Annotated in this window: 18 protein-coding genes and 1 other RNA gene; 12 read left to right on the plus strand and 7 right to left on the minus strand. The window is 64.1% G+C overall.

From position 1 onward, the window contains the following. Positions 1 to 675 carry a ribose-5-phosphate isomerase RpiA gene (gene rpiA, locus AC2VNO_RS03435; RefSeq protein WP_486932829.1) on the minus strand — a complete coding sequence of 225 codons (675 nt, stop codon included), beginning with the start codon at positions 673 to 675 and terminating at the stop codon, positions 1 to 3. Positions 676 to 841: 166 nt separating this feature from the next. On the opposite strand from rpiA, the gene ilvA reads away from it, so the two are divergent. After that, entirely contained in the window at positions 842 to 2,356 is a 1,515-nt protein-coding gene (gene ilvA / locus AC2VNO_RS03440; RefSeq protein ID WP_486932830.1) for a threonine ammonia-lyase, biosynthetic, read from the plus strand. A 350-nt stretch (positions 2,357 to 2,706) separates the two neighbouring features. On the opposite strand, the gene AC2VNO_RS03445 is transcribed toward ilvA, so the two are convergent. The 3 genes from AC2VNO_RS03445 to AC2VNO_RS03455 form a co-directional block, all read right to left on the minus strand. Then, positions 2,707 to 3,351, minus strand: coding sequence for a 5-formyltetrahydrofolate cyclo-ligase (locus tag AC2VNO_RS03445; RefSeq protein ID WP_486932831.1), 645 nt, complete (start codon positions 3,349 to 3,351; stop codon positions 2,707 to 2,709). An 8-nt stretch (positions 3,352 to 3,359) separates the two neighbouring features. Continuing rightward, a non-coding RNA gene (gene ssrS / locus AC2VNO_RS03450) (6S RNA) lies at positions 3,360 to 3,544 on the minus strand. A 36-nt stretch (positions 3,545 to 3,580) separates the two neighbouring features. Next, positions 3,581 to 3,901 carry a cell division protein ZapA gene (locus tag AC2VNO_RS03455; protein WP_228579986.1) on the minus strand — a complete coding sequence of 107 codons (321 nt, stop codon included), beginning with the start codon at positions 3,899 to 3,901 and terminating at the stop codon, positions 3,581 to 3,583. 156 nt (positions 3,902 to 4,057) lie between these two features. Between AC2VNO_RS03455 and AC2VNO_RS03460 the strand changes: the two genes are divergently transcribed. From AC2VNO_RS03460 to AC2VNO_RS03475, 4 genes are all read left to right on the plus strand, one after another. Beyond that, the gene (locus AC2VNO_RS03460) at positions 4,058 to 4,633 is read left to right on the plus strand and encodes a UPF0149 family protein (RefSeq protein WP_486932832.1); all 576 of its coding nucleotides are present in this window, start codon (positions 4,058 to 4,060) and stop codon (positions 4,631 to 4,633) included. Between the two features lie 82 nt (positions 4,634 to 4,715). After that, positions 4,716 to 6,053 carry a Xaa-Pro aminopeptidase gene (gene pepP / locus AC2VNO_RS03465; protein ID WP_486932833.1) on the plus strand — a complete coding sequence of 446 codons (1,338 nt, stop codon included), beginning with the start codon at positions 4,716 to 4,718 and terminating at the stop codon, positions 6,051 to 6,053. Between the two features lie 77 nt (positions 6,054 to 6,130). Further along, on the plus strand, positions 6,131 to 7,342 hold the full coding sequence (ubiH, locus tag AC2VNO_RS03470; RefSeq protein ID WP_486932834.1) for a 2-octaprenyl-6-methoxyphenyl hydroxylase: 1,212 nt from the start codon (positions 6,131 to 6,133) through the stop codon (positions 7,340 to 7,342). Between the two features lie 76 nt (positions 7,343 to 7,418). Next, a complete protein-coding gene (locus AC2VNO_RS03475) occupies positions 7,419 to 8,666 on the plus strand; it encodes a UbiH/UbiF/VisC/COQ6 family ubiquinone biosynthesis hydroxylase (protein ID WP_486932835.1) in 1,248 nt (415 codons plus the stop codon). A gap of 53 nt (positions 8,667 to 8,719) precedes the next feature. Here the strand turns inward: AC2VNO_RS03475 and AC2VNO_RS03480 are convergent, their stop codons facing one another. The 3 genes from AC2VNO_RS03480 to gpmI form a co-directional block, all read right to left on the minus strand. Then, a complete protein-coding gene (locus AC2VNO_RS03480; RefSeq protein WP_486932836.1) occupies positions 8,720 to 10,027 on the minus strand; it encodes a S41 family peptidase in 1,308 nt (435 codons plus the stop codon). 71 nt (positions 10,028 to 10,098) lie between these two features. Next, positions 10,099 to 11,250, minus strand: a complete 1,152-nt coding sequence (locus AC2VNO_RS03485; protein WP_486932837.1) for a murein hydrolase activator EnvC family protein — start codon at positions 11,248 to 11,250, stop codon at positions 10,099 to 10,101. Between the two features lie 22 nt (positions 11,251 to 11,272). Next, complete coding sequence (gpmI, locus tag AC2VNO_RS03490; RefSeq protein WP_486932838.1) at positions 11,273 to 12,841, minus strand: 2,3-bisphosphoglycerate-independent phosphoglycerate mutase; 1,569 nt, start codon at positions 12,839 to 12,841, stop codon at positions 11,273 to 11,275. 323 nt (positions 12,842 to 13,164) lie between these two features. Between gpmI and AC2VNO_RS03495 the strand changes: the two genes are divergently transcribed. From AC2VNO_RS03495 to AC2VNO_RS03525, 7 genes are all read left to right on the plus strand, one after another. Next, a complete protein-coding gene (locus tag AC2VNO_RS03495; protein ID WP_486932855.1) occupies positions 13,165 to 13,587 on the plus strand; it encodes a rhodanese-like domain-containing protein in 423 nt (140 codons plus the stop codon). A gap of 32 nt (positions 13,588 to 13,619) precedes the next feature. After that, positions 13,620 to 14,144, plus strand: a complete 525-nt coding sequence (gene secB / locus AC2VNO_RS03500; RefSeq protein ID WP_486932839.1) for a protein-export chaperone SecB — start codon at positions 13,620 to 13,622, stop codon at positions 14,142 to 14,144. Between the two features lie 12 nt (positions 14,145 to 14,156). Next, the gene (locus tag AC2VNO_RS03505) at positions 14,157 to 14,888 is read left to right on the plus strand and encodes a 16S rRNA (uracil(1498)-N(3))-methyltransferase (RefSeq protein ID WP_486932840.1); all 732 of its coding nucleotides are present in this window, start codon (positions 14,157 to 14,159) and stop codon (positions 14,886 to 14,888) included. A gap of 171 nt (positions 14,889 to 15,059) precedes the next feature. Beyond that, positions 15,060 to 15,977, plus strand: coding sequence for a 5-dehydro-4-deoxyglucarate dehydratase (kdgD, locus tag AC2VNO_RS03510; RefSeq protein WP_486932841.1), 918 nt, complete (start codon positions 15,060 to 15,062; stop codon positions 15,975 to 15,977). A 46-nt stretch (positions 15,978 to 16,023) separates the two neighbouring features. After that, the gene (locus AC2VNO_RS03515; protein WP_486932842.1) at positions 16,024 to 17,016 is read left to right on the plus strand and encodes a TRAP transporter substrate-binding protein; all 993 of its coding nucleotides are present in this window, start codon (positions 16,024 to 16,026) and stop codon (positions 17,014 to 17,016) included. Positions 17,017 to 17,074: 58 nt separating this feature from the next. Further along, positions 17,075 to 17,614: a TRAP transporter small permease gene (locus tag AC2VNO_RS03520; RefSeq protein WP_486932843.1), complete on the plus strand. Its 540-nt coding sequence runs from the start codon at positions 17,075 to 17,077 to the stop codon at positions 17,612 to 17,614. 1 nt (position 17,615) lies between these two features. Next, complete coding sequence (locus AC2VNO_RS03525) at positions 17,616 to 18,896, plus strand: TRAP transporter large permease (protein WP_486932844.1); 1,281 nt, start codon at positions 17,616 to 17,618, stop codon at positions 18,894 to 18,896. The last annotated feature ends 33 nt before the right edge of the window (positions 18,897 to 18,929 follow it).

The raw sequence follows: 18,929 nt of genomic DNA on the forward strand, positions 1-18,929 counted from the left end.
TCAGGTCGGGGTTATACGCTCTACGCCCTGGTTGGTACCCAGCAGAAGCACGTCGGCGCCGCGCGCGGCGAACAGACCGTTGGTCACCACGCCGACGATGGCGTTGATGCGCGCCTCCATGGCCACGGGATCGTCGATCATGAACTCGAAGCAGTCGAGAATCTGATTGCCGTTGTCGGTGATCACGCCCTCGCGATAGACCGGATCGGCACCCAGCTTGACCAGCGCCCGCGCCACGTAGGAGCGCGCCATGGGAATCACTTCCACCGGTAGTGGGAAGTCGCCGAGTCGCTCCACCCGCTTGGAGGCGTCGGCGATGCAGATGAAGCGCTCGGCGCAGGCGGCCACGATCTTCTCGCGTGTGAGCGCTGCGCCACCCCCCTTGATCATATGCAAGTGAGCGTTAACTTCGTCGGCGCCGTCGATATAAAAAGGCACCGTGCCCACATCGTTGAGTTCGAATACCTCGATGCCGTGATCGCGCAGGCGCTTGGCGCTGGCCTCGGAGCTGGCCACTGCACCCTTGAAGTCATCGCGTAGCCTGGCCAGGCGGTCGATGAACAGGTTGGCGGTGGAGCCGGTACCGATGCCTAGAATGGTGTCGCGTTCCAGCCAAGGTTCGATTTCGGCGATGGCGGCAGCGGCCACGGCGTCCTTGAGTTCATCCTGGGTCATGTCTTGCTCGCATCAATGGGTGTCGGGTGCCGCGCCATTATAGGCCAGACGGGGCCGCCTGCCGACGCGTTCGCTGGACGGCGAGGCGCCGGGGATGCTACCTATAGGGGTTCTCTGCAGTGCAGCACGTGCTGCCGCCCTTTTGCGCCACCCTTGGAACATCAGGATGCTCGAAGCTACCGTCAAGAAGATCCTCCAGGCTCACGTCTACGAAGCCGCTCGTGAAACGCCCATTTCCCCGGCTCCCTTCCTGTCGCGGCGCTTCAATAACCAGATCCTGATCAAGCGCGAGGACCTGCAGCCCGTCTACTCGTTCAAGATTCGTGGCGCCTACAACAAGATGGCGCAGCTTTCCGAGGCGCAGAAAGCCAAGGGTGTCATCGCCGCATCGGCCGGCAACCATGCCCAGGGGCTGGCCATGGCGGCCAAGCTGATGGGGGTCAAGGCGGTGATCGTCATGCCGCGTATCACGCCGGAGATCAAGGTCCAGGCGGTGCGGGCAAGGGGCGCCAAGGTCGTGCTCAAGGGCGATGCCTTCGCCGCTGCCGCCGAACACGCCCAGGAGTTGATGGCCGAGCACGGCTACATCTACATCCCCCCTTTCGACGATATCGATGTCATTGCCGGCCAGGGCACGGTGGCGGTGGAAATCCTGCGCCAACACACCGGCCCGCTGGATGCGATCTTCGTGCCGGTGGGTGGCGGTGGCCTGATTGCCGGCGTGGCGGCTTACGTCAAGTATCTGCGCCCGGACATCAAGGTGATCGGCGTGGAGGCGGAGGATAGCGCCTGTCTGAAGGCGGCTATGACGGCGGGCAGGCGGGTAACGCTGGAGCAGGTCGGCGTATTCGCCGAAGGCGTGGCGGTGGCTCAGATCGGCAAGATCCCCTTCAAGATCGTGCGCGATCTGATCGACGACGTGATCACCGTCAACGCCGACGAGATGTGCGCGGCGGTCAAGGACATCTTCGACGACACCCGGGCGGTATCCGAGACGTCGGGAGCGCTATCGCTGGCAGGGCTCAAGAAGTACGTCCAGCAGACCGGAGCCGAGGGTCAGACCCTGCTGTGCATCAACTCTGGCGCCAATACCAACTTCGATCGCCTCCAGCATATCGCCGAGCGTACCGAGCTGGGCGAACAGCGCGAGGCGATCCTGGCCGTGACCATTCCCGAGCACCCCGGCAGCTTCAAGAAGTTCTGCCGAATCGTCGGTAAGCGCATGGTCACCGAGTTCAACTACCGTTATGCCGATCCCGAAGAAGCCCATATCTTCGTCGGCGTTCAGGTCAAGCCGGACGGTGAGGACCGTCAGGCAGTGATCGACAAGCTTCGCGATGCGGGCTATCCGGTAGTCGACCTTACCGATAACGAGCTGGCCAAGCTGCATATCCGCCATCTCGGCGGTGGCCGACCCAAGGAACACTTCGACGAAGAAGTGTATCGCTTCGAGTTCCCCGAGCGCCCCGGTGCACTGATGAATTTCCTCACCCACCTGCCGCATGACTGGAACATCTCCCTGTTCCACTACCGTAATCATGGCGCCGCCTTCGGTCGCGTACTGGTGGGCATGCAGATCCCCAATGGCGATCGCTCTCATGTGGAGGAGCATTTCGACGAGATTGGCTATCGCTACTGGAAGGAATCGGACAACGATGCCTATCGGTTGTTCATGGCCTGAGCGTCAGAAAAAAGGCGTAGGTGAGCGGTAACTTACGCCAAAGCCGAGAATTGGCTTACGTTTCATTATGTAATCGTTGCTTGGATCGGTTGTCATCAACGCGTCACAGGCCCTATAGTCGCTCCAATCGCGCTCGCAGCGGCGCCGTTCAATCACGGGAACGTCAGGAGCAGGTAATAATGAAGCGTAAGCCCGATCTGGTCATGGCACTGGTGCTGGCCTTTGGCATTGGTGTCGTTGTTACCGGTTATGCCCAGGCGCTCGCAGGCGGCTGAGTCGGCAAACAGTGCCATGATCAGATACCGAAAGAACCGGTCGAAGCCATGCTTCGGCCGGTTTTTTTAATGCGTTCAGCTGGTGCCACGTGCCGGACGCACCACCCGGATGTCACTGACGATGGCGTCCAAAGGTATGTCCCAAGGCTGTGCCGGCAGACGGTTCACCCGCTGGCAGTCATGAGCCAGGCCCATCAGGATTGGCCGCGGGCCGGAACGCCGGGTGAAGGCCAGGCTGCGGTCGTAGAAGCCGCCGCCCATGCCCATGCGTTGGCCGTCGTCGTCGAAGCCCACCAGCGGCAGCAGGATCAGGTCCAGTGCCCAGGTCGCCAGCCGTCTGGCGCGATGGGCACCATGACGGGTTTCCGGCTCGGGTATGCCGAAGCGGTTGCGTCGCATGGGCGTGCCCGGATGGTAGTGGACGAACCACAGGCTGTTGGCCGACAGGGGTTTCAGCACCGGCAGGTAAACCTTGACCCCACGGTGTTCGAGCCAGGGAATCAGCGGGCGCGGGTCGATTTCGCCATCGTTGGGAAGGTAGAGCGCTACCCGGCGGGCTCGCTTCAGCTCGGGAAGCTGTTGCAGGCGTTGACATAGGGCCCGGTCGGCCTGCCTGCGCTGGGCAGGGCTGAGCGCACGACGACGTCGGCGGAGCTCTTGGCGTAGCTCCCGGCGGGAAGAGAAGGCATCGGCGATGAGAGCGTCAGGTAAATGACTCATCAAAGGTAAGGTTCCCCAGAGTGCCGCTGTCGTTCTGGCCCTTGAACCCTTGGTTCAAGGTGGGTGGCCGCAGCCGAACCGTCAGGCTTTCCGACGCACGGACATGCACACGGGTCCGGCTAGCAAATGGCCGCCCTGGGTATTGCTCATAGGCTCGAGGGACTTTAACGACTGGCCAACACCCCAGGGAACATCTTCATCCTAACAGAGCTGTCGGGTGGGTCCAATGTCATTCGGCGGGAGTTCTGTTACTCAGTGCTGCAACGGCCGTGGCCTGCTCCAAGCGAGCGCTGAGTTGGTCAAGCTGGCGTTCCTCTTCGCGGCGAGCGTCCGTCAGCTCGAGCAGTTCATGGGCGATGTTCAACGCCGCCATCAATGCCACGCGCTCGCTCCCGAGCAGATTGTTCTGCGAATGGATTCCCTGCATGGCGCGATCGAGATAGCGCGCGGCTCGCTCCAGCTTGCGCTCCTCGCCAGCTTTGCAGGCGAACACATAGTGCGCGCCCAGTAGGGTTACCTGGGCGGTAGTGCGAGAGGCGTTATCGCTCATGGCGGGCTCCGGTGTCGGCTTGTCGGCCCGATGCGTTAACATTCGGTGAAACAAGACACATCATTTCAATCGTCCACTATAAGAGAGCCCTTCGCAGGCGGTCAACGCAGCGCCGTCGGCGGCAGGCAACTCACCGCTATCCTAGAGGGGATCCCTATGTCATCGACCGATGAGCGCCTGGACTTTTCCACCCTGGCCGACCTTTTTCTCTCGCATGGCAGCATGCAGTCGCCGGCCTTTCTCGACGGTCGGCTGTGCGCCGAGCTGGCGCTGCAGGAGCTGACCGCCGAAGCCTGGCTGGAGGAAGTCTGCATAGGACTTGGTGTCGAACAGCCCCGCGACAGAGAGAGTGCCGAAACGCTGCTGAGCTGGCGCCGCCAGACGCTGGAGGCGCTGGCCGACAGCGGCCTCAACTACGAACCGCTGTTGCCCGACGACCTCTTCTCGCTGGCTGAGCGCGCCCGGGGCCTGCAGGAGTGGTCGCTTGGATTTCTCGAGGTCATCGAGGATGCCGGCGATGAAAAGCGCACTGGCTGGTCCCAGGCGCTGCATGAAGCCATCGAGGATCTCGCGGCCCTCGGCGCCATGGAAACCGACATCGACGACAGCGCCGAGAACGAAAACGATCTGTTTGCCCTGACCGAACATGCGCGCATGGCCGCTATGCTGCTATATACCGAACAGCGCCCCGGACAACCGCAGGTGGAAAGCGGCGAACCCACTCGCCACTAGGCTTCGCCTAGCCATCGCTTGCCGGTATTTCAGACTCAGCCTGAGCGATTTTCTTTTTTCCCGGAGCACGTAAGGAGCCACGATGCTTCCCGCCCCCCTTCCCCGCCCTGAGCCGATAAGCAACGCTGAGTATCGCGCCCGTCGTGAAGCGCTGATGTCGCAGTTGCCGGCAGACAGCGCGGTGCTGCTGCCTGGCGCTGGCATGGTCACCCGCTCGCGCGACAGCGACTACCCCTTCCGCCAGAACAGCGATCTTCATTACCTCACCGGCTTTGCCGAGCCCGACGCCCTGCTGCTGCTGCTGCCGGGGCGCAGCGAAGGTGAAAGCGTGCTGTTCTGCCAGGATCGCGACCCCAGCCTTGAAGCCTGGAACGGTATCCGGCTGGGCGCCGAGGGGGCTGTGCGCGAGCACGGCATCGACCAGGCCTTCGAGAACGCCGAGCGCGACGAACGCTTGGAAGCGCTACTGGATGGTCGCACCGGCCTCTACCTCATGCTTGGCGACGCCGAGGCCATGACGCTGGCCGATGAGATACGCGGGCGGCTGGCTAGCCGGGCTCGCCGCGGCGCCCGCCCGCCTCAGCGCTACATCGACCTGGCGCCGCTGCTGCATGAAATGCGCCTGATCAAGAGCGAGGGCGAGCTTGCCCTGATGCGGCATGCTGCCAGGATCTCGGCCATGGCGCACCGGCGCGCCATGCTCGCCGCGCGACCCGGGCTTGCCGAGTATCACCTGCAGGCCGAACTGGAACACGAGTTTCGCTGGCACGGCAGCAGTGGCCCAGCCTATGCCAGCATCGTGGGTGGCGGTGCCAACGCCTGTGTGCTGCACTACATCGAGAATAACGCACCGTTACGTGACGGCGAGCTGGTGTTGATCGACGCGGGCGCCGAGTTCGACCTTTATGCCGGCGACATCACTCGTACCTTCCCGGTCGCTGGCCGCTTCAGCGACGCCCAGCGTGACCTTTACGAGGTGGTGCTGACGGCACAGCAGCAGGCGGTGGCGGCAGTGCGCCCCGGCGTCACGCTGGTCGAACTGCACGAGGGCGTGGTGCGCGACCTCACGGCCGGTCTGATACGGCTGGGCTTGCTGGCGGGCGACATCGAGGCTCGCATCGAGGACGAGAGCTACAAACGCTTCTATTTGCACTCGACCTCCCACTGGCTTGGGCTCGACGTTCACGACGTCGGCGACTACCGGATCGAGGGCAAGCCGCGGCCTCTCGTGCCGGGCATGGTGATCACGGTGGAGCCCGGGCTGTACGTTCCGGACGCTGAGGACATTGCGCAGCCCTATCGAGGTATTGGAATCCGTATCGAGGACGATGTCGTGGTGACGGCCGAGGGGCACGAGGTGTTGACCGATGGAGTGCCCAAGCAAGTGGCTGAAATCGAGGCCCTGATGGCGAACGAGTAACCAGTGAGCGAAGTGAATCCAATGATATTACGTAATTTACATTATGATATGAGGCCTCGTAACGAAGGTCTGACCCCATGACGGCCAGCAGCCACCGTCAGGTGGATATCGCCATTGTCGGCGGAGGGCTCGTGGGCGCTAGCCTTGCCTGTGCTCTGGCGCCATTGATCCGCCAGCGCGGGCTGTCAGTGGCCGTCATCGAGGCGGCTGCCATTCCCGATCCGAACGTAACGTCCTGGCAGCCCAGCTTCGATGCGCGCTCCAGCGCCATTGCCCAAGGTTCGGCGGAACGCTTTCGCGCCATGGGGGTATGGCAGTCGATGGCCGAGCAGGCCGCTGCGATTCTGCGCATTCACGTAAGCGAAAAGGGGCGCCTGGGGGTGACCCGACTCACCGCTGCCGAGCTAGACCAGCCCGCGCTGGGCTACGTGCTGCCCAATGCGTGGATGGGGCGGGTACTGCATCGCCGCCTGACCGAGTTGCCCATCGAGTGGCACTGTCCGGCAAGCGTGGAGGCGATCGTGCCCGAGGCGCAGGGTTATCGACTCACTCTCTCCGACGGCTGTACCCTGCAAGCGGGCCTGACGGTACTGGCCGATGGCGGTCGCTCAGGGCTCAAGGAGCAACTGGGCATCGGCAGCGACTCGGCCTCCTACGATCAAGTGGCGTTGATTGCCAACGTCGAGACTAGCCACCCTCACGACGGCGTCGCTTTCGAACGTTTCACTCGCGAGGGCCCGATTGCGTTGCTACCGCTGCCTGGCCAGCAAATGGCGCTGATCTGGACACACCCCGTTGGCAGGGAGAAGGCCCGAATGGCGCTTTCCGACGGCGACTTCCTCGCCGAGCTGCAGCAGGCGTTCGGTGATCGGATCGGGCGCTTCCGGCGCGTCGGCAGCCGTCACGCCTATCCGCTGACTCTGGTCACCGCCCGGGAGGCGATACGTCCGGGGTTGGCGGTGCTTGGCAATGCCGCGCATTCGCTGCATCCGGTGGCCGGCCAGGGCTTCAACCTGGCACTGCGTGGGGTGACGGATCTGGTGGCGGCGCTGGAACAGTCTCTGGCCAACGGCGATCCCCTTGGCAGTATGCTGACACTGCGCGACTTCGAGGCCCGGCGCATCGTCGACCGACACCAGGTGATTCGCTTCAGCGACGGTCTGGTGCGCCTGTTCGGTATCGACAGCGGTCTGCTGTCCCATGCCCGAGCCGCGGGACTGGTGGGTCTCAACCTGTTCGGCCCGCTGCGCCGCGGGCTGGCCCGCCGCGCCATGGGCCTGGAGCGTTGAGCCCGAAGCCGCGAGACTGACCAGTAACCTTTCTGCCGGCAGCGACGCCTGGTGGACAGTAACGAGAGAACGAGCAATGACGGAAACGGCACAGCAGTCGGCCACCCGGTTCGAGGTCATCGTGGTTGGCGGCGGCATGGTAGGAGCTGCCCTGGCGGCGCTACTGGGTCAGGCGGGCATCGCCGTGGCCCTGCTCGATGCACGCGCCGAGCCTTTAGCGGCCGAGTCGGTGGGTAAAGGTCAGCCGGCGATGCGAGTCAGCGCCTTGACGCCGGTATCACAGCGCCTGCTGGAAGGGCTCGGCGTCTGGCCGTGGATGGCCGCGCGTCGGGTGACCCCCTATTGCTTCATGCAGGTATGGGACAGCGATGGTAGCGGCGAGGTGAACTTCTCGGCGGAACAGGCTGGCGTGCCGCTACTTGGGCATATCGTCGAGAATGATGTGATCCTGGCGGCGCTGGAGCGGCGCCTGGCCGAGCTGCCGACGGTATCCATCCAGCTTGGCATGCGGGTGACAGGGCTCGAATCGACGGCCGAGGGGCGGGTGGTGGTGCTCGAGGATGGCCGTCGCTTGACGGCGCCCCTGGTGGTAGCCGCCGACGGGGCGCGTTCGCCACTGCGCGACCTGGCCCGGATCGAGGTCAAGGCGCACGATACGGGCCATGAGGCGGTGGTGACCACGGTGCGAACCCAGCGGGAGCACGGCGGCGTGGCGCGCCAAGTGTTCCGTGATAGCGGTCCGCTGGCGTTTCTGCCGCTGACGGTGGACGGGGACGCGCACTACTGTTCGATCGTCTGGTCCACGTCTCCCGAGCAAGCCGCAAGACTGACGGCACTCGAGCCCGTGGCATTGGCCCGCGAACTGGAAGCTGCGTTCGAGTCGCGGCTGGGGGCGGTGGAGGTCGTCGACCGGGCGCTGTCGGTACCGCTGATACAGCGGCATGCGGAGAGCTACGTGAAGTCCGGCTTCGCTCTGGTGGGCGATGCGGCTCACAGCATCCATCCGCTGGCGGGACAGGGGGTCAATCTGGGCCTGATGGATGTCGCCGTACTGGCCGAAGAGCTCGTCACGGCACGCCGTCGCGGGGTCGGCCTGGGCGAGCCGCGTATGCTGGCGCGCTTTGCGCGTCGTCGGCGCGGTGACAATAGCACCATGCTGGCACTGATGGATGGATTCCGCTTGCTGTTCGGCACCCGCCATCCGCTGGTGACGCTGACCCGCAATCTGGGCCTCTCGGGGGTCGACCGGCTGGTGCCGATCAAGCGGCTGCTGATGCGGCAAGCCATCGGCGAGCGCGGCCGCCTCCCTGCCTCCTGTCGCTGAGCCACCGCCCCGGGGCGCCCGGGGCGGTGCGAGCAACGTCGGTCGCTAGGGTTTCAGCGTTCTCGACGCTCCAGCACGTTGAGTGCCTTCAACAGGTTTAGCGCCTCGGCGAGCTGGTAGTCCTCCCGCAGTCGTTCAGTCATCTCTTCACTGCCGGCCCGCGGTTCGCTGCGGGAACGCAGGTGCCCCTCCAGGTCGGCCTCACGCAGTTGGCGGCTGCTCTCGGTAACTTCGAGCCGACCGCGCACCACTCTGACGTCGGGCTCGATGCCAAGAGCCTGGATCGAGCGGCCGTTGGGCGTGTAGTAAAGCGCCGTGGTCAGCTTCAGCCCCTCGCCGTTGCCCAGCGGCATGACCTGCTGTACCGAGCCCTTACCGAAGCTTTCGGTACCCATGATCACCCCGCGGCGCTGGTCCTGCAGGGCGCCGGCGACGATCTCCGCAGCGGAAGCGCTGCCGCCGTTGATCAGTACCACCAAAGGAACGTCGGGGGCCGCCGTCTCGCGGCTGGCAGAGAAGCGCATCTGGGTATCCGGCAGGCGGCCTTCGGTATAGACCACCAGGCCGCCTTCGAGGAAAGCATCGGCCACGGCGACGGCAGCCTGGAGAACGCCGCCCGGGTTGTTGCGCAGGTCGAGTACCAGACCCTGCAGGGCACCGTCGCGCTCCATGCGACGAATCGCATTGTTGACCTGATCGCCGCTGCGGCTCTGGAACTGGCTGACCCTCAGGTAGCCGTAGCCCGGCTCCAGCATCTCGCTGCGCACGCTCTCGGTGCGGATGATCTCGCGGTTAAGGGTCACGTCCAGCGGCGCTTCCTGGCCGCTGCGCAAGATGGTCAGCTCGATCTGGCTGCCCGGCTCGCCGCGCATCAGAGTCACGGACTCCTGCAACGAGAGGCGCTCGGTGGGATTGCCGTCGATTTCCAGAATCACATCGCGAGCCTGCAGACCGGCGCGTGAGGCGGGGGTGTCGTCGATCGGCGTGATGATCGTAAGGCGCCCCTCTTCGAGACCGACTTCGATGCCGATACCGCCGAATTCGCCCTCGGTGGATTCGCGCAGGCTCTGGAATTCTCGCCGGTCGAGATAGGCGGAGTGCGGATCGAGTTCGCTGAGCATGCCGCGCATGGCGTTACGCAGCAGTGTGCTGTCGTCGACTTCGTCCACGTAGGCGCGCTTGATGCGCTCGAAGACCTCGGCGAAGGTCTGGATGTCTTCCAGCGGCAGCTCATCCTCGCTGGGCGACGACTGGGCCAGGACCGGTGGGGCGGCGAGCGTCAGCATCAGCAGCACCATCGGCACTAGCGCGCTCATCTTTCGGCTGCGGGCGGGCGGTCGGCGGACGGTACTTGAAGGCATGCGAACTCCGCTGTTACGAGGCGAGGCTGTCCAGCATAGCCCGTGGTTCAGGCCTTGTGAAACACATCGCGTCATCTTCGTGCGATCCAGGCCTGTGGATCGATGGGGTCACCGTTGCGGCGGACTTCGAAGTAGAGCGCCGGCGACGTATGGCCGCCGCTGTTGCCCACCGTGCCGAGCGAGTCGCCACGCGAAATGGCTTGACCCACCCCGGCGTTGAAGCGCTGCAGGTGAGCGTAGAGGGTCATGACATTGTCGCCATGATCGATGATCAGCAGATTGCCGAAGCCGCGCATCCAGTCGGCGAAGACCACCCGGCCGGCGTGCACGGCATTGACCGTCGTGCCTTCCCGGGCTTCGATCAGGATTCCGTTGTAGTGCACGCCGTCGCCCCGCCGATAGCTCGAGGTGACGTTACCCTGCACCGGCCAGGGCAGATCGCCCCGGGTGCGTTCGATGGCAGTGGAAGGAGGTGGGCGCTGCAACCGGGCGAGCTCTTCGCGTACCCGTTCGAGCACCCGCTCGGCCTCGCTGCGGTCGCGATTGAGGCTCGCCAGGCGTGACTGCTCATCGCTGTAGCGACCGCTCAGCTCAGCCACCAGCCGTTCACGGTCGGCCACACGCTCGGCCAATTCGCTGCTGCGCGTGGCGAGTTCGTCGGCCAGGGCGTCGAGCTGTTCGCCGCGGACCTGGCGCTCGCGCCGGTTCTCTGCCAGTTCGGCATCCAGCCGAGCGATTTCGTCGAGTCGTTCGTTGCGCGCCCGCGCCAGGTGGTTGAGATAGGTCTGCAGGCGGTCGAGCCGGGCCGGGTCGTCCTGATTGAGCAGCAGTTTTAGCTGCGGGGTCAGGCCCAGGCGATAGAGTGCGTCGAGCTGGACATTGAGCATCTCGACCTGCTCGGCACGCTCGACGTTGAGCTCGTCACGGGCGGATTCGAGCGCATCGACCTCGGCGTCGAGACGCCGACGCTCGGCCTGAATGGAGTCCAACCGGCTATGGGTCTCGGCCAGTGAGGTTTCCACCTGGCGCAGCTCGCGGGTGGCCTCGTCCTGGGCCTCGCGCGTCTCGCCGAGACGCCGGTTGACCGCCTGGATCTCGCTGCCGATGGCATCGATACGCTCACGCGCTTCCCGCTCGCTGGGTTGGGCCATGGCCGCAGCCGAGAACATGACCAGGGGCGCCAGCAGGGCGCCCAGGGCAAGACATTGTCGCGCTCGGCTCATGGCTGGCAGGGCTCGCTCTCGTTCATGCCGGCTCTATCAGCACGCGGCCGCTCATCTCCTCGGGGATCGGCTGGTTCATCATCGTCAGCAGTGTCGGCGCGATGTCGCACAGACGGCCGTCGTCGAGCAGGCGGAGCGGCTTGGAACCGACGTAGATCAGCGGCACCTCGAAGGTGGTGTGAGCGGTTTGAGCCACGCCGGTATCCGGATTGACCATCTGCTCGGCATTGCCGTGATCGGCGGTGATCAGGCAAGCGCCGCCGGCGCGCTCGATGGCTTCGACCACACGCCCGACGCAGCCATCGACCGTCTCGATGGCCTTGACCGCGGCGTCGAAGACACCGGTATGGCCTACCATGTCACCGTTGGCGTAGTTGCATACGATCAGGTCGTAGTCTCCCGAGTCGATCGCCTCGACCAGCCGGTCGGTCACCTCTTCGGCACTCATCTCGGGCTTCTCGTCGTAGGTCTTGACGTCCTGCGGGGAGGGCACCAGTACGCGGGTTTCGCCCTCGAACTCGGCTTCGCGCCCACCGGAGAAGAAGAAGGTGACGTGGGCATACTTTTCGGTTTCGGCGATGCGCAGCTGAGTCAGGCCGCGCTTTTCCATCACCTCGCCCAGCGTGTTGTGCAGGTCTGCCGGGGGGAAAGCGGCCGGGGCGGGAATATCGGCGGCATACTGGGTCAGGGTGACCAGGCTACCGGCGGCGAATCGGGGGCGTGCACGGCGGGTAAAGCCGCTGAAGCCGTCCTCGACGAAGGCGCGGGTGAGTTCACGGGCACGGTCGGCGCGGAAGTTCATGAAGATGGCGGCGTCGCCGTCGGCGAGGGTAACCGGCCCTTGCTCGGTCTGGATGGCGGTGGCCGAGACGAACTCGTCGTTCTCGCCGCGTTCGTAGGCGTCGCGCAGTCCCTGCTCGGCGCTGGTAGTCTCGAATTCGCCCACGCCTTCGGTGAGCAGGCGATAGGCCTTCTCGACGCGATCCCAGCGGTTGTCGCGATCCATGGCGAAGTAGCGGCCGACGATCGAGGCAACGAAGCCGTTGTCGGCACCCACCAGCTCGGCGAGCCGGGCGTTGGTGCGCTCGATGGAGGCCAAGGCACTGCGCGGTGCGGTGTCGCGGCCATCGAGGAAGGCGTGCACGAAGATGCGCTGGGCACCGCGGCGGCAGGCCAGCTCGGCCATGGCGAGGATGTGATCCTCGTGGCTGTGCACGCCGCCCGGCGAGAGCAGGCCCAGCAGGTGTACGGCGCGCCCGTTGGAGACGGCGGCATCGATGGCGTCGGTCAGGGCGGGGATGAGATCGAGGTCGCCATCCTCGATGGCCTTCGAGATGCGCGTCAGCTCCTGATACACGACCCGACCGGCGCCCAGGTTCATGTGCCCCACTTCGGAGTTGCCCATTTGCCCCTCGGGCAGGCCCACGTACTTGCCGTCGGTGTGCAGTAGCGCATGAGGCTGCTCCTGCCACAGCCGGTCCATGTTGGGTGTACGTGCCGCGGCCACGGCATTGTCGGTGGGGTCGGGATTATGGCCGTAGCCATCGAGAATGATCAGGGCAACGGGTCGGGGCGCAGTCTGATTCGTCATGGGGATAGCGGACCTCTTGGGCATGGTGGGCGCGGCGTCGGTCCGTCCGGGAGGCTGTCCGCGCCGTCCTGGCTTCCTGGCGATGGCGCGGCGGCGGGCTCCTGCGTCGATTTCTGGCCGTTCGGGACAGGCTCCTGGACGACGGGGGTCGCGACTTGAGTCGGCTTGCGGCATCATAACGCACGGCTAGGCGAGCGTCATGGTCCCGACATGTCGCCGAGAGGCATGCCGCGGGGTGTTGCCGCATGGTGTATACTCCCGCCTTCCGGGTGCCCTACCCTACCGATATCCTCGCTATTTCCGAAAAAGAGTGTGCCGGACCCATGATCGATCAGCTGTTCGAATTCGTGCAGAATCACCCGCTTCTGGTGGGCGCCTTCCTCATGGTGCTGACCGCCTGGATCATCTATGAGGTCCGCAACAGCGCCGCAAGCGGTGTTACGTCCACCCAGGCGACCCAACTGATCAACCGTGAGGACGCCGTGATCGTGGATACCCGCGAAGCGGGCGACTTCAAGGCCGGCCACATTGCCGGGGCACGCAACATACCTCAGAGCCGCATCGACGAACGCATGGGTGAACTCGACAAGGTCAAGGACAAGCCGATCGTCGTGGTCTGCAAGAGCGGCCAGTCGTCCGGCGTCACCGTGGCCAAGCTGGCCAAGGCCGGCTTCACCCGGGTCTACAAGCTCAAGGGCGGCATGATGCAGTGGCAGGCCGATGGCCTGCCGATGGTCAAGAAATAGCCAATACACAAGACGCATAAGGAATTCAGCTCATGGCCGAAGAGAACAGCCAGAACGCTGCCGGCGGCAACCAGGCCGCGGCAGACCAGAACAAGCAGCAGCTGCAGTTCGCCGTTCAGCGTATCTACGTCAAGGACATCTCCTTCGAAGCGCCGAACTCGCCGGCTGTATTTCAGCAGCCGTTCAAGCCCAAGGTCAGCCTCGATCTGAACACTTCCAGCAAGAAGGTCGGCGATGACCTCTTCGAAGTGACCATCAAGGTGACCGCCCAGGTTCGCCACAGCGAGGAGGGCACCACCTCCTTTTTGGCCGAGATCGAGCAGGCCGGCCTGTTCCGTATCAGCGGCATCGAAGGTGCGCAGCTCGAACACACGCTGGGCGCCTTCTGCCCCAATGTGCTGTTCCCCTACGCCCGCGAGTGCGTTGACAACCTGGTCAACCGCGGCGGTTTCCCGCCCCTGATGCTGGCGCCGGTCAACTTCGAGGCGATCTTCGCCCAGAAGAAGAAGCGCGAGGCCGAGCAGGCCCAGCAGCAGGGCGAGCAGACCACCCAGTAGGGTCGTCGCACCGTGTCCTCTGTACCGCGCATTCACGTCGCCGCCGACTTCACCGTCGGCGGCGACGTCGTTCTGCCCGAAGGGCCGGCGCGGCATGTGGCGCGGGTGCTGCGCCTGGGCGAAGGTGCGGAGCTGCGGTTGTTCGACGGTGCCGGCCTCGAGGCCAGGGCGGTGCTCGTCGAGGCGGGCCGCAAGCGGGTGGCGGCCCGCGTCGAGGCCGTCGAAGCCGGCCGTGGCGAGTCACCCTTGCCGGTGCACCTGGGGCAGGCGATCTCCAAGGGCGATCGCATGGACTACGCCATCCAGAAGGCCGTCGAGCTCGGTGTCGCCGCCATCACGCCGCTCTACACCGAGCACGGCGACGTGCGCCTCAAGGGCGAGCGCGAGGCGAAGAAACTCGCCCACTGGCAGGCGGTGGCAAGCAGCGCCTGCGAGCAGTGCGGGCGCGCCACGGTGCCGACCGTGCTCTCGCCAAGAGCGCTGTCCGAATGGCTCGACGAGCGCAGCGAAGCGCTGCGGTTGGTGCTGCATCCCGGGACCTCTGGCGTGCTAGCGCACAGCGACGCACCTGCCTCCGTTGCCCTCTTGATCGGCCCCGAAGGGGGGCTCTCCGACAGCGAAGTCAAGGCCGCCAAGGCCGGCGGCTTCGCCCCGCTCTCCCTCGGCCCGCGCATCCTGCGTACCGAGACGGCTCCGGTGGTGGCGCTGTCGCTGCTGCAGTACCGTTTCGGCGACCTGGGTTGATCAGCTCCCACTCGAAGTCGGCTATTACACTTTAGTCGCGACCGGCTATCGGCCGACTTGCAGCCTCTCGTTTTCCGCTTTAGGTTGTATGATGTATGACAACAAGTCGTTGTCTTCTGGCCAGCAGAGTTGTCTTCCAACGGGCCGACGCATGAATAAGAGGATGTCTCCGTGAAGTTTTCCAGAGCAGCCGTGAAGGAAGCCTTGGGTGATGGGCTACTGTCTTTTCCCATCACCGATTTCGATAAGGATGGGCGGTTCGATGCGGACGGTTACCGTCGACGCCTTGAGTGGTTCACCAGCCACGACATTTCGGCCGTTTTCGTCGCTGGCGGAACGGGCGAGTTCTTCAACCTGTCCCTCGAGGAGTATCGCGAGGTGGTCCGCGTGGCTGTGGAAACGGTGGCCGGCAAGCTACCGGTGATCGCCAGTGCCGGCTTGAGCGTTGTCAGCGGCAAGGCCTATGCCAAGGCGGCCGAAGAGGCGGGGGCCGACGGTATCCTGCTGATGCCCCCCTACCTGACCGAGTGCCCTCAGGATGGCTTGGTGGAATACGCCCGTGAGATATGCGATTGGACCGATCTCAATATCATCTACTACAACCGCGGTAACGGCGTGCTCGACGTCGATGCGGTCCGCCAGCTTGCCGATGCTTGCCCCAATCTGATTGGTCTGAAGGACGGTAAGGGTGACATCCAGGCGCTGAACAAGATCATCAAGACCATTGGCGATCGCCTGGTCTACGTGGGTGGCGTTCCCACTGCCGAGATCTTCGCCGAGGCCTACCTTGCCATCGGCGTTAATACCTATTCCTCCGCCGTGTTCAACTTCGTGCCGGACATGGCAGTGAAGTTCTACCAGGAACTCCGCGCGGGCAATGCCGAGGTCGTGAAGCGGATCACCAACGACTTCTTCATTCCCTTCGTGGACCTCAGGGATCGAAAGCCAGGGTATGCCGTCAGCCTGATCAAGGCGGGGGCAGAGATCATCGGTCGACCGGCCGGTAATGTCCGGGCGCCGCTGGCCATGCCCACCCTTGAGGAGCGAAACCAGCTGGAGCGACTGGTAGGCATCGCTCGGCAGCTGTAAACCAACACGCACGCTTACCATTAGAAGAACAATCCAGGAGCACGTCATGAAAATAATCTCAACAAACAAGACGTTCTGTGCCATTGCCGTTTCCGCCACCATGGTGTTCATGGCGCTACCGGTGCAGGCCGACACCTGGCGCGGCTGGAATATTCATCCGCCGGGTTACCCCAACACCGTGGCGCTGGAAGCCTTCGCCGAGAGCGTCACTGAGCGCACCGAGGGGCGCATTACGGCGCAGGTCTACAACAATGGTGTACTCGGCGACCAGCCCGATGCCATCGAGCAGACGCGCAACGGCGTGCTCAACTTCGCCAACTTCAACATGGGTCCGATGGGCCCGATCGTAAAGGAGACCAACGTTCTCTCCTTGCCCTTCATCTTCAGCAGCATCGAGCACATGCACGAAGTGATGGATGGCGAGATCGGTCAACAGTTTGCCGATGCCCTGGCCGAGAAGAATCTGGTTGCGCTCTCCTGGTTCGACTCCGGTGCGCGCAGCCTCTACAACACCAAGCGTCCGATTAACACGCCCGAAGACGTGCAGGGGCTGAAGATCCGGGTCATGAACAACGACCTGTACGTCGACATGATCGAGGCGCTGGGTGGTAACGCGACGCCAATGGCCTATGGCGAGGTGTATCAGTCATTGACGACGGGGGTGCTCGACGGTGCGGAGAACAACTATCCCTCCTTCCACTCCAGCAACCACTACGAAGCCGCCGAATACTACTCCCTCACGGAACACCTGATCATCCCCGAATGCCTGTGTATCGCCAGGCCGAGCTGGGAGGCACTTTCTGCCGAGGATCAGGAAATCGTGCGTGAGGAGGCGATCAAGGCCGCCGAGATGCAGCGTCAGCTATGGGTCGAAGGCTCCCAGGAGAGCCGCCAGGTCGTGCTGGATGCCGGCATCCAGATCAACGAGGTGGAAGACAAGGCGGCCTTTCAGCAGCGGATGGAGCCGGTCTATGCGGGCTTCATCGAAAAGAATCCTGATCTGGAGAGCCTGATCGACGCCATCCGGAACGCGAACTGAGCTTCGCTTCGATGCCCCCCTTGGCGCCAGGGCGCCGAGGGGGAAGGAGACGTGTTCCATGAGAACCCTTGTCGATTCAGAGGCCGCCGTGACGCTTCCCCGCTTGAAGAAAGCCGTCAGCAGAGCGCTGGATGGCATCGCCACTATCTGCCTGGCGGCAGCGGGCGTCATGCTCGTTTTCCTGATCGCCATTTTTGGCTGGCTGGTCTTCGGTCGCTACGTGCTGAACAACACGCCGACCTGGGTGGAGCAGGCATCGCTACTGCTGGTGGTCTACATCACCTGTCTGGGGGCCGCAGCCGGCGTCAGGGGCAATACCCACTTGAGCATCGACTTCGTACGTGAAGGCATGCCCGAGCCTTTCAGGACAATCTTTCGCTATGTCGCCGACCTGCTCGTCATCGCCTTTGGTGCCTTCATGGCCTACCAGGGTTGGGGCCTGGTCATGACCAACCTCGAACGGGCGATACCCATGATCCGACTCTCCGAGAGCTGGCGGGCCGCGCCCCTGGTGATCTGCGGTGTGCTGATCGTACTGTTTTCCGTGGCCAATATCGTGTCGCGAATCCTTGGCAACGACTCTGACGAGGGCAACTGACATGGGCCTGGCCATTCTGTTCGGTATCTTCTTTCTCGGCCTGCTAGCCGGGGCGCCCGTCGCCTTTGCCGTGGGGTTGGCCGCCGTGGCGACCTTCCTCTACGAGGGCCTGCCGCTGTTCGTGGCGTTCCAGCGCATCCTGTCGGGTATTTCCGTCTTCTCGCTGCTGGCCATTCCGTTCTTCATCTTCGCCGGCGAGCTGATGCTGCATGGCGGTATCTCCACCCGTCTGGTCCGCCTGGCATCCGCCGCGGTGGGCAGGATGCGCGGTGGCCTGGGGATCGTCAACGTCAGTTCCTCGATGCTGTTCGGCGGCATTTCGGGCTCCGCCGTGGCCGATACCTCGGCGCTCGGCTCGATCCTGGTGCCGGTGATGAAGGAGAAGGGCTACGACGCCGACTATGCCGTCAACGTCACGGTGACCTCCTCGGTCGCCGGCGTGGTGATCCCACCGAGTCACAACATGATTCTCTACGCCGTGGCGGCCGGCGGCGGCATCTCGGTCACTCAGCTGTTCATCGCCGGTATCGTGCCGGGCATCCTGATGTGCCTGGCGCTGGCCGTGGCGGCCTACCTGGTGGCGGTGAAGCGTGGTTACAAGGGCGAAACCTTTCCGGGGTGGGACGTGCTGATTCTCAGCTTCGCCGCGGCCCTGCCGGGTCTGATGACGGCGGTAATCATCGTCGGAGGGGTACTGTCGGGCATTCTCACCGTGACCGAATCCGGGGCCTTCGGTGCCATCTACGCCATCGTCGTCACGGCGCTGGTCTATCGCGAGCTGCGCTGGGCCTCGTTCAAGGCGGCGGTACTGCAATCGGTGAGGACCACCTCGCTGGTGATGATCCTGGTCGGCTGTGCCTCGGCGTTCTCCTACCTGCTGGCGCTCTACAACGTGCCGCTGCTGCTGACCGACATGTTGATGGCGCTCTCCGACAAGCCCATCGTCATCTTCCTGCTGCTCAACCTGCTGCTGCTGGTGCTCGGCATGATCATGGACATGGCGGCGCTGATCCTGATCTGCACGCCGATCTTCCTGCCGGTGGCCATGCAGTTCGGCATGGACCCGATCCAGTTCGGCATCATCATGATGATGAACCTGGGGCTGGGCCTGTGCACGCCGCCGGTAGGAGCCTGCCTGTTCGTCGGCTGCGTGATCGGCAAGATCAAGATCGAAGAGGCCGTGCGCACCATCTGGCCTTTCTATCTGGCGCTGTTCGTCGCTCTCATGTTGGTGACCTACGTGCCGGCAGTCTCGCTGTCGTTGCCTGCACTGTTCCGCTGAGTATTCCACCGAACGAACCGCAACGGACTCGAC

This window comes from Halomonas sp. TH-94, from assembly GCF_057473365.1.

Coding starts and splice junctions, on each gene's coding strand:
- rpiA (WP_486932829.1), bottom strand. CDS start 675: ATGACCCAGGATGAACTCAAGGACGCCGTGGCCGCTGCCGCCATCGCC.
- ilvA (WP_486932830.1), top strand. CDS start 842: ATGCTCGAAGCTACCGTCAAGAAGATCCTCCAGGCTCACGTCTACGAA.
- AC2VNO_RS03445 (WP_486932831.1), bottom strand. CDS start 3,351: ATGAGTCATTTACCTGACGCTCTCATCGCCGATGCCTTCTCTTCCCGC.
- AC2VNO_RS03455 (WP_228579986.1), bottom strand. CDS start 3,901: ATGAGCGATAACGCCTCTCGCACTACCGCCCAGGTAACCCTACTGGGC.
- AC2VNO_RS03460 (WP_486932832.1), top strand. CDS start 4,058: ATGTCATCGACCGATGAGCGCCTGGACTTTTCCACCCTGGCCGACCTT.
- pepP (WP_486932833.1), top strand. CDS start 4,716: ATGCTTCCCGCCCCCCTTCCCCGCCCTGAGCCGATAAGCAACGCTGAG.
- ubiH (WP_486932834.1), top strand. CDS start 6,131: ATGACGGCCAGCAGCCACCGTCAGGTGGATATCGCCATTGTCGGCGGA.
- AC2VNO_RS03475 (WP_486932835.1), top strand. CDS start 7,419: ATGACGGAAACGGCACAGCAGTCGGCCACCCGGTTCGAGGTCATCGTG.
- AC2VNO_RS03480 (WP_486932836.1), bottom strand. CDS start 10,027: ATGCCTTCAAGTACCGTCCGCCGACCGCCCGCCCGCAGCCGAAAGATG.
- AC2VNO_RS03485 (WP_486932837.1), bottom strand. CDS start 11,250: ATGAGCCGAGCGCGACAATGTCTTGCCCTGGGCGCCCTGCTGGCGCCC.
- gpmI (WP_486932838.1), bottom strand. CDS start 12,841: ATGACGAATCAGACTGCGCCCCGACCCGTTGCCCTGATCATTCTCGAT.
- AC2VNO_RS03495 (WP_486932855.1), top strand. CDS start 13,165: ATGATCGATCAGCTGTTCGAATTCGTGCAGAATCACCCGCTTCTGGTG.
- secB (WP_486932839.1), top strand. CDS start 13,620: ATGGCCGAAGAGAACAGCCAGAACGCTGCCGGCGGCAACCAGGCCGCG.
- AC2VNO_RS03515 (WP_486932842.1), top strand. CDS start 16,024: ATGAAAATAATCTCAACAAACAAGACGTTCTGTGCCATTGCCGTTTCC.
- AC2VNO_RS03520 (WP_486932843.1), top strand. CDS start 17,075: ATGAGAACCCTTGTCGATTCAGAGGCCGCCGTGACGCTTCCCCGCTTG.
- AC2VNO_RS03525 (WP_486932844.1), top strand. CDS start 17,616: ATGGGCCTGGCCATTCTGTTCGGTATCTTCTTTCTCGGCCTGCTAGCC.